Source organism: Thermocoleostomius sinensis A174 (genome assembly GCF_026802175.1).
In the GTDB taxonomy this organism is placed as follows: domain Bacteria; phylum Cyanobacteriota; class Cyanobacteriia; order Elainellales; family Elainellaceae; genus Thermocoleostomius; species Thermocoleostomius sinensis.
Window position 1 is genome coordinate 5746003 of the sequence record NZ_CP113797.1, and the last position, 12774, is coordinate 5758776.

The 12774-nt window shown below is 50.4% G+C and carries 10 protein-coding genes; 8 read left to right on the forward strand and 2 right to left on the reverse strand.

Features of this window, described 5'->3' with window-relative positions:
- The first annotated feature begins 48 nt into the window (after positions 1–48).
- The 5 genes from OXH18_RS24895 (at position 49) to OXH18_RS24915 (ending at position 5268) form a co-directional block, all read left to right on the forward strand.
- Positions 49–1407, forward strand: a complete 1359-nt coding sequence (locus OXH18_RS24895; protein WP_268610249.1) for an adenylosuccinate synthase — start codon at positions 49–51, stop codon at positions 1405–1407.
- A 34-nt stretch (positions 1408–1441) separates the two neighbouring features.
- Positions 1442–2071: a 50S ribosomal protein L25/general stress protein Ctc gene (locus OXH18_RS24900; protein WP_268610250.1), complete on the forward strand. Its 630-nt coding sequence runs from the start codon at positions 1442–1444 to the stop codon at positions 2069–2071.
- Between the two features lie 107 nt (positions 2072–2178).
- Positions 2179–3792 (forward strand): bifunctional aminoglycoside phosphotransferase/ATP-binding protein, encoded by a 1614-nt coding sequence (locus tag OXH18_RS24905; protein ID WP_268610251.1) that lies wholly within the window; start codon positions 2179–2181, stop codon positions 3790–3792.
- Between the two features lie 34 nt (positions 3793–3826).
- Positions 3827–4252 carry a hypothetical protein gene (locus tag OXH18_RS24910; protein ID WP_268610252.1) on the forward strand — a complete coding sequence of 142 codons (426 nt, stop codon included), beginning with the start codon at positions 3827–3829 and terminating at the stop codon, positions 4250–4252.
- An 86-nt stretch (positions 4253–4338) separates the two neighbouring features.
- Positions 4339–5268: a DUF5996 family protein gene (locus OXH18_RS24915; RefSeq protein WP_268610253.1), complete on the forward strand. Its 930-nt coding sequence runs from the start codon at positions 4339–4341 to the stop codon at positions 5266–5268.
- A 93-nt stretch (positions 5269–5361) separates the two neighbouring features.
- Here OXH18_RS24915 and OXH18_RS24920 read toward each other — a convergent pair whose 3' ends face one another.
- Positions 5362–6657 (reverse strand): ABC transporter substrate-binding protein, encoded by a 1296-nt coding sequence (locus OXH18_RS24920; RefSeq protein WP_268610254.1) that lies wholly within the window; start codon positions 6655–6657, stop codon positions 5362–5364.
- 328 nt (positions 6658–6985) lie between these two features.
- Here OXH18_RS24920 and OXH18_RS24925 point away from each other — a divergent pair, with 328 nt between their 5' ends.
- The 3 genes from OXH18_RS24925 (at position 6986) to OXH18_RS24935 (ending at position 10836) form a co-directional block, all read left to right on the forward strand.
- Positions 6986–9073, forward strand: coding sequence for a serine/threonine-protein kinase (locus OXH18_RS24925; protein WP_268610255.1), 2088 nt, complete (start codon positions 6986–6988; stop codon positions 9071–9073).
- Entirely contained in the window at positions 9066–9680 is a 615-nt protein-coding gene (locus OXH18_RS24930) for a COP23 domain-containing protein (RefSeq protein ID WP_268610256.1), read from the forward strand. The genes OXH18_RS24925 and OXH18_RS24930 overlap by 8 nt, the downstream gene beginning before the upstream one ends.
- A gap of 94 nt (positions 9681–9774) precedes the next feature.
- Positions 9775–10836 carry a tetratricopeptide repeat protein gene (locus OXH18_RS24935; RefSeq protein ID WP_268610257.1) on the forward strand — a complete coding sequence of 354 codons (1062 nt, stop codon included), beginning with the start codon at positions 9775–9777 and terminating at the stop codon, positions 10834–10836.
- Positions 10837–10879: 43 nt separating this feature from the next.
- On the opposite strand, the gene OXH18_RS24940 is transcribed toward OXH18_RS24935, so the two are convergent.
- On the reverse strand, positions 10880–12472 hold the full coding sequence (locus tag OXH18_RS24940) for a pre-peptidase C-terminal domain-containing protein (RefSeq protein ID WP_268610258.1): 1593 nt from the start codon (positions 12470–12472) through the stop codon (positions 10880–10882).
- Positions 12473–12774: the final 302 nt, after the last annotated feature.

Sequence of the window (12774 nt, forward strand, 5' to 3'; positions counted from 1 at the left end):
CTTTGCTGATAATTAGAGTTTGTGTGAACTTTAGCACCCGGAACGATCTTGGCTAACGTTGTTGTGATTGGTGCCCAGTGGGGCGATGAAGGGAAAGGAAAAATCACCGATCTGCTTAGCAAATCGGCTGATGTTGTGGTTCGCTACCAAGGGGGGGTTAACGCTGGGCATACAGTTGTAGTCCAGGATCAGACGTTCAAACTTCATTTGATACCATCGGGCATTCTTTATCCCAAAACTGAATGCATTATTGGGTCGGGGACGGTCATCGATCCGAAGGTGCTATTAGAGGAGTTAGATCAGCTAGAAGCACTCAACGTCTCCACAAGCAATTTGTTGATTTCAGAAACGGCTCATGTAACGATGCCGTATCACCGTCTGATTGATCAAGCCTCGGAAGAACGGCGCGGCAGTCACAAGATTGGCACGACTAAGCGAGGAATTGGCCCGACTTATGCCGATAAGTCTGAGCGAATTGGCATCCGAGTTGTCGATTTGATGGACTCGGAAGAGTTAAAAGACCAGTTGCGCTGGACGGTGGAGTATAAAAACGTCATTCTTGAGAAGCTCTACAATCTGCCGCCGCTCGATCCAAAAGCTGTAGTCGATGAGTATTTGGGCTATGCTGATCGGTTGCGTCCGCATGTGGTAGATAGCTCAGTACGCATTGCTGAAGCTGTACGCAAGCGTCGCAATATCTTGTTTGAAGGAGCACAGGGAACCCTGCTGGACTTAGACCACGGCACGTATCCCTATGTCACCTCGTCAAACCCAGTTGCAGGCGGGGCCTGTGTTGGCGCTGGAGTCGGGCCTACTATTATTGATCGGGTGATCGGAGTTGCCAAAGCCTATACAACTCGTGTGGGCGAAGGGCCATTCCCCACGGAATTGAATGGGGAGTTAGGACAACTGCTGTGCGATCGAGGGGCAGAGTTCGGTACCACCACGGGTCGAAAGCGACGCTGTGGCTGGTTTGATGCAGTTATTGGTCGCTATGCCGTGCGCATTAATGGCTTAGATTGTTTGGCAATCACCAAGCTAGATGTGCTAGACGAACTGGACGAGATTAACGTCTGTGTGGCCTACGAACTTGATGGAGAGCGCTGTGTGGATTTTCCTAGTAGCGCCCGTCGATTTGCTCGTTGTCGTCCTATCTACAAAACGCTGCCCGGTTGGCAACAGTCCACAGCCGATTGTCGATCGCTGGAAGATTTACCATCCCAAGCTCTGGATTACCTCAAGTTTTTGGCAGAATTGATGGATGTGCCCATTGCGATCGTGTCCTTGGGAGCCAGCCGCGATCAAACCATTATTGTAGAAGATCCCATTCATGGTCCTAAACGCGCATTGCTCTATAGCCAAGATACTCCGGAGCTAGGGCTACGCCACCAAGAGATTGAAGTTTGAAGTTTTTAGTTTTTACCCACTTAGTTAAGTCACTATGGAACTTACGCTCGATTGCAAAAAACGGCCCGAAGGTAGCAAGCCCAATGCCCTACGTCGCGAAGGACGGTTGCCGGCTGTCCTGTATGGACACAAGGGAAATGAATCGGTAGCGATTACTGTCGATGCTAAAGCGGCTCAGATGCTGCTGAAAAAAGCTTCGGTGAACAACACCCTAGTAAATCTGAACGTTGCTGATTTACCGTGGCGGGGCAAAACGCTGATTCGAGAAGTGCAAACCCATCCTTGGCGCGATGATATTTATCATCTCAGCTTCTTCTCGGTGGGTGCTCAAGAATCTCTGCAAGTAACCGTGCCGCTGCACTATGTTGGCACTCCCGTTGGGGTGAAAAATGAGGGTGGTGCTTTGGATACGGTTCTGACAGAACTAGAAGTGTCCTGTTCGCCAGATAATATTCCCGATACGATCGAGGTGGATGTCTCGAATCTGCATGCAGGAGACTCGTTGCACATTAATCAACTGAAATTGCCTGCCAATGTAGAAGTTGTGGCAGATGGCGAACTGGTGGTTGCAACGGTGTTGGGCAAGGGTGGTCAGGTAACCGCTGAAGCTGAAGCCCTGGAAGCTGAAGAAGCGGCTGAGGCAAATACAGAAACAGCCGAGTAGGTTGCCAATCTAGTTGGTGAGTTTTAGATGAAATTTTGGCCAGGGGCACACCCTGGCTTTTTAATTGATATAGCGATGGATGAGTCAGCCCCTATTTAGATAAGCCCATGACCGACAGTATGCTTCCTCCGGTAATTCAGCAGATGATGCGCCCGGAATTTTATCCCCACCCAGTTCCCCCGATCGAGTATCATGCTCCCCCCTCTACCAATCTGGAACCAGAGGAGTTTTATCCGTCCCCCGATGCTCCGGTGCAGTTGATTCAAACGCATGTGTCCTATGTGTTGCTGACTGGAAACTATGCCTACAAACTGAAAAAGCCCGTTGATTTTGGTTTTTTAGACTATTCCACCATAGAAAAACGCAAACACTTTTGTGAAGAAGAACTGCGTCTAAACCAGCGAGCCGCCGCAGAACTTTATCTAGAAGTGCTGCCCATTACCAAAACAAAGGCAGGCTCGACGCTCGATTATCAACTAGGTGGTGACGGCGAAGTGGTAGATTATGCCGTCAAGATGCAGCAATTTCCGCAAGAAACCTTGTTGACCGAACTGTTCGATCGCGGCGAATTAACTGAAGACTTGCTGCAAAAACTGGCAAGGGTAATTGCTGAGTTTCATCTTCACACGTATACCGACGATCGCATCCGCAGCTTTGGCGAAGTAGCGCAAGTACGAGAAGCGTTTGATCAAAACTTTGAGCAGACGGAATATTACATTGGCGGGCCACAAACTCAGCAACAATTTGACGACACCCAAGCTTACTGCGATCGGTTTTTTGCCGAAAAGCAAAAGTTATTTGTCGATCGGATGCAGAACAACTGGATTCGCGAATGTCACGGCGATTTGCACCTGCGCAACATCTGCTATTGGAACGGCAAGCTGCTGCTGTTTGACTGCATTGAATTCAACGAACCGTTCCGCTTTGTTGATGTAATGTTCGACATTGCTTACATTGTCATGGATTTAGATGCACGGCATCGTCCTGATCTTAGTACAGTCTTTTTGAATGCTTACATCGAGCAAACAGGAGATTGGGAGGGGCTACAAGTTTTGCCAATCTACGTCAGTCGTCAAACCTATGTGCGGGCCAAAGTCACGTCCTTTTTGCTCGACGATCCCGGAGTCCCCGCTGCCGAAAAGCAAAAAGCGTTTGACACCGCCGCAAGCTACTATCGGATGGCTTGGGACTATGCCCAACCACGTCAGGGACGGTTGTTTTTGATGTGCGGGCTGTCTGGCTCCGGTAAATCCACCACGGCACGGCAGTTGGCCAAGCAAACCGGCGCCATTCACATTCGATCGGACGCCGTGCGTAAGCATCTAGCAGGAATTCCGCTGCATCAACGCGGTGGCGACGAATGGTATACACCGGAATGGAACCAGAAAACCTACGATCGCCTGTTAAATCTGGGCCTTCAGTTGGCGAGTCAAGGCTATACTGTGGTGCTGGATGCCAAGTACGATCGACAGTTGTGGCGCACAGCGGTGATAGAGGCTGCCAAAACTCATTCACTGCCGCTGCAAATTCTACACTGTGATGCACCGCTGGAAGTCTTGCGCGATCGATTGCAACAGCGTACAGGAGATATTGCCGACGCCACCGTGGATCTGCTAGCTAAACAGTCGTTGGAGCCGTTTAGCCCAGCCGAGCAGCTCTATGTGCGCCCAATTGACACAACCCAAGACATCCACAGCCAACTTGAAAAATTAGCGGTTTAATTAAGGCAGAGGATCATTCACGCTGGTGCAAGGCATGTACAAACTTGAATCGGAAGAGGGCTTTTTTGGTGGCATCATCATCTGGGGTATTTTTGTGCTGTTGCTTTGGTTGGTTGGAATTCCCGCCGTTTTATGCATTTTGCTGGGCGGTTTCGCGGGAGCCGCTGTCTGGCTAATCATTGCCTTCTGGCGGGCCCAAAAATCGGACGATCCCCCCAAAAAGCGAGAAGAAGACAGCGCGATTCGCCCAGTGCGGCGCTTGATTCAACGATTTCCTGGCGTTGGGTTTGGCGATGGTTCCGTGCAAGGTTCCAGAGCACCCCAGCGCATTACTAGAGATCCCAGATCTGGAGAGGTTCAGTTAGCTAGGCGAGGTCCGATCGCTCGGAAACGTCCGGCTAGTTCGTCGTTGCGCGAGGCGATCCGTCGCCGTAAGGAGAATTCATCAAACCAACTTTAATCTGAATGCATTGAGATAGCTGATTGAAACTGATTGAGTTCGTTCAAGGATAAAAAGCCCAGAAACAAGAGCCGGAGGGTTTGTGAATGACAACTGCTTCCGTTCACAGTGATGTTGATACAATTTGGCCCCAGTTATCCTATGCAGATTGGGCAGAGACCTATGCTACGTTGCATCGGTGGACACAGATTGTTGGAAAAGTTCGATTGGCTTTGTCTCCGCCGCTCAATCATTGGTGGCAATCGACCCTTTATATTACGCCTCGTGGGTTAACAACTTCGGCAATTCCCTATCAAACGCGAAATTTTCACATCAATTTTGATTTTTTAGCACACCAACTTCAGATAGAAACAAGTGACGGCATGATGCAGAGGATCGCCCTTGAGCCACAGTCCGTTGCAGAGTTTTACCGGCAAGTGATGTGTTGCTTGCGAGACATGGGGATAGAGATGCGCATTTGGACAATGCCCCAGGAAATTGCTGATCCGATTCCGTTTGAGCAGGATCATCACCATGCAGCCTACGATGCGGATGCGGCGCAGCGGTTCTGGCGCATTTTAGTGCAAGCCGATCGCATAATGACTAGCTTTCGATCGCGGTTCATTGGTAAGTCTAGCCCGGTGCATTGCTTCTGGGGTAGCTTTGACTTAGCCGTAACTCGGTTCTCTGGACGACCTGCACCCGAACACCCCGGAGGCGTCCCCAACCTGGCCGACTGGGTGACTCGCGAAGCCTATTCGCACGAAGTCAGCAGTTGCGGGTTTTGGCCGGGCAGCGCCTCAACAGAACCGTTATTCTATGCCTACGCTTACCCTGCCCCAGATGGATTTGCCGACTATTTCGTGCAACCAGACGCCGCCTACTATAGCACTCAAATACAAGAATTTGTTTTGCCTTACGATGCCGTCAGACTTGCCAACAACCCGGATGCCGCCCTGCTGGACTTCTTCCAAAGCACCTACGAAGCCGCCGCCAACCTGGGACAGTGGGCGCGATCGGGCTTAGAACGAGCTTGAAGCAGTGGGAACAGAGCGCTGAGGATTAGAAAGATTGGGAGCTTGCAGAGTTAAGCAAAAGTTAAGAAAACTGTTGTCTTTCATCCTTCATCCCTACCGTTCGTCCCATTCCACCGCTGCATCGGTCACGGCTTGCTCAACGGTCTTTTCACCCAGCATCGCTGCTTGCAGATTGTCGTACACAATCTTCTGCAATTCTTTAATGTCTTTGATGGTGGGCAATAACACTTCGGCGTCCTGCATTTGCTTAGCGCTGATCAATCGCGCTTGTTCTGCGGCTGGGGCATCGGCTGCCACATTGGTGAAGTAGCTATCGTTTAGGGCCGCCACAGTAGAGGGTAAGACATTGGCGGCTTTGGCAAAGGCAAGTTGGTTGTCATCGTTGGTGAGGAACAGGGCAAACTTCAGCGCCGCATCGGGTTGATCGGTGTTACGCGGAATCACAATATTCATCACGGCCACATTTTTCTTGTTAGTGGGACCGCTGATTTGGGGAGCGATCGCTGAAACATCAGCAATTGCTGGAGCATTGGTCTCGATGGTTTTGAGAAACTGTGGCCCTGTGGAGAGAAACGCCGTTTCGCCAGCTTGATACAGTTCGATCGCCCGTCGATGCCCCTGCGTCAGTACTTCTCTGGGCAGCAATCCCTGTTGATACAAATCAGTCCAATACTGAAACACAGCTTTACCTTCTGGTGTATTAAAAGCCGCTTTGCCCTCATCGTCAATTAACTGTGCGCCCATTTTTACAAACGATTGCAGCACACCGGCCGAGTCTTCTGGCACAAAGGTGGCAAAGTAGGCATATTTTCCAGTTTTTTCTCTAATTTCCCTAGCCGCTTGGGCTAATTCTTCATAGGTCGTGGGCGGTTGCGACAGTCCCGCCTGCTGCAACAACTCTTGGTTGTAAATGGTGACGTGCGTATCTAAATACCAGGGAAACCCAAAGCTTTGCCCATCGATCGTATTGGCTTGCCAAATTTTGGGCAAATATTTCTCGCGATCGGCGGCGGATACCCGTTCGTCTAGGTTTAGCCAAGCGTTGCGTCCTGCCAATTGCGCCGCAAAATCGGGGTTTAGGTTCACTACATCTGGGGCGGTTCCTGCTGACACGGCAGTAAGAATCTTGCTTTGCATGTCTGCCCACGGCACATCGACCCAGCGCACGGTGGTACCCGGATTTTCGCGCTCAAATTGGGCAATCAACTCATTAAAGTAATCTGTGAATTCCGGTTGCAGTTGCATGGTCCAGAATTCCACTTCAGCAGTGTCGGAGGCTGATTGTCCCGCCTCAGAAGAGGGTTGGGGACTGCAACTGGCGATCGCCCAACTCAAAAACAACCCCAAGAGGGCGAGCACGCTAAACGTTTTAATTCGGCTTCGTTTCATGGATAGTTTCTTGATACCTCAAGTCATTCAATGTCCATTCAATCAATTTAGTCGAGTCTGGAAGCAAGGTAGTTTCATTTTCCTAAAAATAATTTGAACCAATGTTCTCATCCCAGCGCTCAGTGGATGGATAATGGTCGCATTTCCTAATCGATCGGTAACACTGATTACCTAGGCATCACGGGTTTGGGAACGAGTGCTTCAGGTTAACAACTTGGCAGAAAACAGCAAAGACACACTTCGCTAAAGTTGATACGCTTGAAAGCGAAATGCAGATACACTGTGATTAACTAGATTTGCCACCGCTGCCCCAGGCTTGCCCAAGTGTATGCAGATTCCAACGGAAGGACAATTATTAGGCGGCCGCTATCGAGTCATTAGCACCCTTGCTAGTGGTGGATTCGGGCAAACTTATGTAGCGGTCGATACCCATCGACCTGGCAGCCCCCGTTGCGTGGTCAAGCAACTGAAACCGTTGAATACCCAGGAAGAGGTTTTGAAACAGGCGCGACGCTTGTTTGCGATCGAAGCTGAAACCCTGGAACGTCTAGGTCATCATCCACAAATTCCTCGGCTATTGGCTTACTTTGAAGAAGGCGAGGAATTTTACCTGGTGATGGAGTATATTGACGGGCATCCCCTGTCCCAGGAAATGAGTCCAGGTCAATGCTGGCATGAGGCTCAGGTTTGCCAGATGCTGAAGGAAGTATTGGGGATTTTGGAGTTTGTGCATGGCAATGGCGTCATTCACCGCGACATTAAGCCCGAAAATTTGATTCGTCGTGCTTCCGACCACAAGCTGGTGCTAGTCGATTTTGGAGCCGTCAAGCAAGTACGGGTGCAAGTACCAGGACAAACCGCCACTATCTTTACGATTCCAGTTGGTACGTTGGGCTATCTTCCCAGTGAACAGCGAGATGGGCATCCCCGCTTCAATAGTGATATTTATGCACTGGGTATGACCGCAATTCAAGCGCTAACCGGGTTTAATCCAGGGCAAATTCGCAGCGATCCGGAAACTTTGGAGCGAGTTTGGGAACCCTACGCCGATGCCAGTCCTGCCTTAAAGGCGATCGTCAGTCGCATGGTGCGGTTTTTGTTTCGCGAACGTTACCAAACCGTGGGCGACATTCTGGCAGATTTAGAACCGCTGATAGAGCGGCAAGCCCGAACGGAAGTTGCTACCCAACCGCCTTCCATTGAAACCGTGCGGTTGCCCAGTGAACCGTTGCCGTTGCCAGATCCCCCGCCTGTTCAGCCTCCGGCAAGCAATACGTCCAACGCCTCCAACAGCGTCTTACCCGTTGTGCCAGCGCCACTAGTTGCCGCAGAAGGCAGCAATGGCTCGGCATCCGTCACCTATCCCCACTACGGACCATCACCCAACTCCGGATCGCCTGCGATCACGGCCTCGATGGCTCCGGTTTATTCGAATGCCAACGCTCAACCCAGCTATCCTCCTACTCAGGTGGCTATCCCACTGTCACCTGACCCCCAGCCTGACCAACGCTCATTCAGATTCCCTCGCCGGAAACTATGGCTGTGGACAGGAATTTTACTAGTAGGAGCCGCTGCAATCGGCAGTTTTAATCTGGTGCAGCAGCGAATGCAACAACAAGCGTATGCCGATGCTCAGAGCGCTCTCGATCAAGCTAATGCACTGCAAGCCGAGTCTGAATTTGAGGCCTGTGTGCAGCAAGCTAATCAGGTTCCGTCCAATTATTCTGAGTTGTATGAATTGGCTCAAGGATTGGTAAACGAGTGCCAGCTAGCCCTGGCTCAGCAGTTGGCCACCGCAGGACGGTATAAAGACGCCATCACCGCCGCCAGCCAAGTTTCGGCGTCTAGTTCTGTTTACAATGCCGCCCAAACCAATATCACACAGTGGTCAGAGCGCATCTTATCCTTAGCCATCGATCGATTAAATCAACAGGGAAATCTAGACGAAGCCATTGCCCTTGCCGAAGCGATTCCCCGCTCGAGTTCGGTCTATCAAACGGCACAAGATCAAATTAGTCAGTGGCGCACGGATTGGGCTAAGTATCAAAGGCAGTTGGATATCGCCAAGCAAGCTCAAAATGAAGGACGTTGGCAGGCCGCGATCGATGCAGCTAACCAATTGCCCAATACTCCTTATTGGCAACGGCAAGCAAAACCTATCCTCGATCAGGCGCGAAGTGAACTGAATCAGCGCAGTGCACCACCGCCCGCCCCATCAGTTTCGGAAGCCCCTGCACCCGTCTACTCGCAACCGATTAACCCGGAACCAACCTATCAAGACCCTGTGTATTCCGAACCTGTTCAGGAACCTGTTTACTCTGCTCCGCCTGTCTATGAGCCACCAGTCCCTACCCCTGCTCCGCCCCCTGTGGAGGTTAATGAATGTCCGCCTGGCGTGCAACCTCCTTGTGTTTAAATCTGTGCTTAACATTTTTACCATTATCGGGTTTGTCCTGAGCTTGACTATAGCCGCGATCGCCCTCAGTCCTCAGCCTGGACGAACGCAAACCGCCGATGGGTTTCTGTGTGATCAAGACGGCAACGAGCGTAGCGGTGGCTTTCCAGTGGTGATGGCAATCAGCAGAGGGCAGCGTATTCACTTATTGACCGTTACCGACAATACCCAATTGCCGCCATTTGACGACCCGATCGCTCGGTGTAATCAAATTGTGGCCCGGTTTCAAAATGCCTTTATTGAAGGCGGGGCTGACGTTTTCAGCTACCTCACCTTTGGCTATGTCAACAATCAGCCCGTGCTCTGCGTGCCCATGAGTGCCCAAGATCGACAAAATGGGATTTGTCAAGCTAATGATGTGTTGATCACGTTCCGCAGCGAACAACGTGGGTGTTTGTTTATTCCTGCGTTTTTGGAAAATTTGGCCATGCAAAACGTGGGCGGAATTGCCAGCAATACTAACTTTGAAGCGATGCGCGATTTGTGCCGTCAACAGTTTTCGGATCTGGCTGGTCAAAGCGATGCTCAAATTCAAGCTGCGTTTCGGGCACTGACATTTGTGCGTTGATCTGTTCGTTTATACGTTTATTCATGCATTCGTTGAGCCAATCGCTTGTGCTTTCTTTTTTCTGTTTCAGTCAGTGTCTCCCTGAATCGCCCCTATGAATCGTATGAATCGATCGATCGTGCTAGTTCGGTTTCTATCTCGTTTGTCGCTTGGCCTATCCCTCAGCGTATCTCTGAGCCTATCGTTCAGCCTACCTCTGAGCCTGACTCTGTTTCCTGAGGTTGTGTTAGCCCAATCGGTAGATGATTTATTTAGGCAGGGGTTAGATGCAGATGCCGCCGGACGAGACGGTGAAGCCGAAGCAATTTGGCGCAGAGTCATCATGTTGGAGCCAAACAATGCTATTGCCTATTACAACTTGGGCTTAGCGCTACACCGCCAAGACAAACTAGAGGAAGCGGTTTCTGCCTACCGTCAAGCGATTCAACGTGATCCCAACTATGACGAGGCTTACTATTCCTTGGGAAACGCCCTTTACGATCTACGAAGCTACGAAGCAGCGCTGAATGCCTATCGTCGATCGATCGAAATTAATCCTAGCTATGCCTATGCTCACAACAACCTTGGCAATACGCTCTATGTGTTGGGCAGTCTGGAAGAGTCGGCGGCCGCTTTTCGCACGACGCTGAATCTTCGAGATGTGAAGGGGAGTCCTGCTAGTGCCCATGCCCTAGCCTATGCCAATCTGGGTGATTTGTTTCTAGAACAGCGGCAGTTTAGCGAAGCGATCGATCAATACCGTCAAGCAATTGATTTAGCCCCAGACTATGCGGGAGCATACAGCGGACTAGGGGCGGCGTTGAAACAACAGGGACAGAATGAAGAGGCAATCGACATTTTTGAGCGAGTCTTACAGTTGCCGGATGTAGACCTGCTGCCAACCTCTGCTCACACCTTGGCCTATACCAATCTAGGCGATATTTTCCTAGAGCAAGGACAAACCGAAGCCGCCGTAGCTGCCTATCGCAGTGCTTTGACCATTGATCCAGACTACGACATTGCTCAGCAGAGTTTATTCAGGGTAGAACAGCCTTCTACTGTCCCATCCTCACCTCCATCAGACCCAATCCTTCCTTCTACTGTGGCTACCACCACCGACTTGCCACAACTAGGAGCGGCATTGCGATCGGCAGTCGTCAACCTTTTCAGTCCGTAACGTGGGTACTGGTACAACGGCTAAATACTCGTCAACCCAATGCTTAGGCATTCGTAACGCTCACGATGAAGGGTGTGGTGGCATCGCTATAGGGGCGCACGCGCACATAGTAGGTATCGCCTGCGCTCAAACCATCTGTGGTACTGAGAAACACCCGCTCCGAGTTTGTGCCAGCGTTGACGCCTTCCAAATTGGCGATCGGTTCAAAGGCATTATTGAAAATTTGAATATCGGCATCCGCGCTGAGTCCATACAAATTGATAAAAATTCCGTTCCCCGTGAACGAGCCGACTCGGAAGCGATAGAACTCATTTTCACCTACGTAGTCGATCGAACCGCCGCGAGTGAGTGGATCACCTTCAAACACGCCTAAATACTCTGCACTGGCAAATCCGTCTTCATTGCCCCGACTGGCGATGAGCGATAACTTATAGCCCGTTTGCGCATTGGAGTACGGCAGCACCCGAGCGTAATAGGTTCCAGTAGGAGCATTGGTATACCAAATCCATTCTTCTTGTGTGCCCGACAAGATCGATTCAGCCAAGATATTGCCGCTGCTGTCATAAAGCACTAGATCAGCATCTGCCGTCAGATTAGACAGAGAGACAATGAAACTACCAGGGGTCGTGTGATTGAATACAAAGAAGTCATTGGCATCTCGCCCATACGTTTCATTGAACCCAATTCTGCCTGCCTGAGTTAGCGGAGCGGTTGGAACATCGCTGCCAAAAATGCTAGATGTAGAATCAAAAATTGGCAGCGTCCCTAAATTCATGGCATCTGTAAAGGTACCGTTGAAATCTTGGGGAGTTGGATCTGGCTGGGGATTGTTGTCTACGGGCGGTGCAGGCGTGGGCGCAGGTGGAGCGGCAACGGTGCTGATCACCAGACGGTATTTGGTTCGCGCATTTCTAGACCCCGGCAAAACTTGGATATAGTAAAGGCCAGCCTCTAGAGAATTCAGCGTGATGCTGTCTGGTTGACGGCCATTAGTGTCCGATCGCCCAATTTCCACTCCCGCCTGATTAAATATTCGCAAATCAGCGTCGGCTTTCAACCTATTCAACGCAACAGTAAGGCCACCTCTGGCGGCTAGGTTTACGCTGAAATAATCATTGCGATCGCGGTCTCCTTCTTCAATGCCACCAATCGAGTCTCGACGCTGACGAGTGGTGCTTAGCACCCCCAAATCCGTTGCAGTCTGTCGCCGGCGATTGATATCACCCCCATCTCCATCGCGAACATTTTTAACCCGAATCACGAATGACTGCTCATAGGTGTTGCCGCTGCTATCGGTGGTTGCCACTCGAATGACATAGGCATTTTGCCGCTCAAAGTCAAAGCTTCGTCGCGCTTTCAGAACATTTCCATCGATCGTAAAGGCAGAGCGACCCGAAATTAGGCGATAGGTATGCCGGCTAGAATCAGAGTCTTCGGTAGATAGCTCACCAATGCGCGATCCTCTGCGTCGATTCTCTTTAATGGTTTGAGCGGACAGAGTGATAGCGGTTGGGCGACGATTGCCTCGTAGAGGACTGAAGAAATCGTTGTCACTTCCGCCTCGATCGTTACTGGAACCATCATTCTGACTACCATTATCCTGAGCGCCACCATTGGGGCCTTGATTCCCTGGCATAACGTTCTCCTGCAATCATTCAGTAGCGTGATAAGAGGGATATAGAGGTCTGTGACTCAATGCCTTCACCCTACTAGAGCGCAAGCAGGGAATCTAGCGCATTAAACGCAACGTTGATTGCATTTAAGTGCAATTTAATTGGCAGAATGTATCGATCGCTAAATGAATACTTAGAACCTTTCCTTGAAAATGCTGAGAATTAAGATATCGGAAAGCCTTGCTTGAGTCAATTCAGCCAAACAAAACCTAACCTTTTCTTTGGATTTCTTAATCGGCTAATCACGGTATAAATTTTTAGGCAT

Bases quoted from the DNA above. Each gene is read 5' to 3' on its own strand.
- OXH18_RS24900 (WP_268610250.1), top strand. From the start codon at position 1,442: ATGGAACTTACGCTCGATTGCAAAAAACGGCCCGAAGGTAGCAAGCCC.
- OXH18_RS24905 (WP_268610251.1), top strand. From the start codon at position 2,179: ATGACCGACAGTATGCTTCCTCCGGTAATTCAGCAGATGATGCGCCCG.
- OXH18_RS24910 (WP_268610252.1), top strand. From the start codon at position 3,827: ATGTACAAACTTGAATCGGAAGAGGGCTTTTTTGGTGGCATCATCATC.
- OXH18_RS24915 (WP_268610253.1), top strand. From the start codon at position 4,339: ATGACAACTGCTTCCGTTCACAGTGATGTTGATACAATTTGGCCCCAG.
- OXH18_RS24920 (WP_268610254.1), bottom strand. From the start codon at position 6,657: ATGAAACGAAGCCGAATTAAAACGTTTAGCGTGCTCGCCCTCTTGGGG.
- OXH18_RS24925 (WP_268610255.1), top strand. From the start codon at position 6,986: ATGCAGATTCCAACGGAAGGACAATTATTAGGCGGCCGCTATCGAGTC.
- OXH18_RS24935 (WP_268610257.1), top strand. From the start codon at position 9,775: ATGAATCGTATGAATCGATCGATCGTGCTAGTTCGGTTTCTATCTCGT.
- OXH18_RS24940 (WP_268610258.1), bottom strand. From the start codon at position 12,472: ATGCCAGGGAATCAAGGCCCCAATGGTGGCGCTCAGGATAATGGTAGT.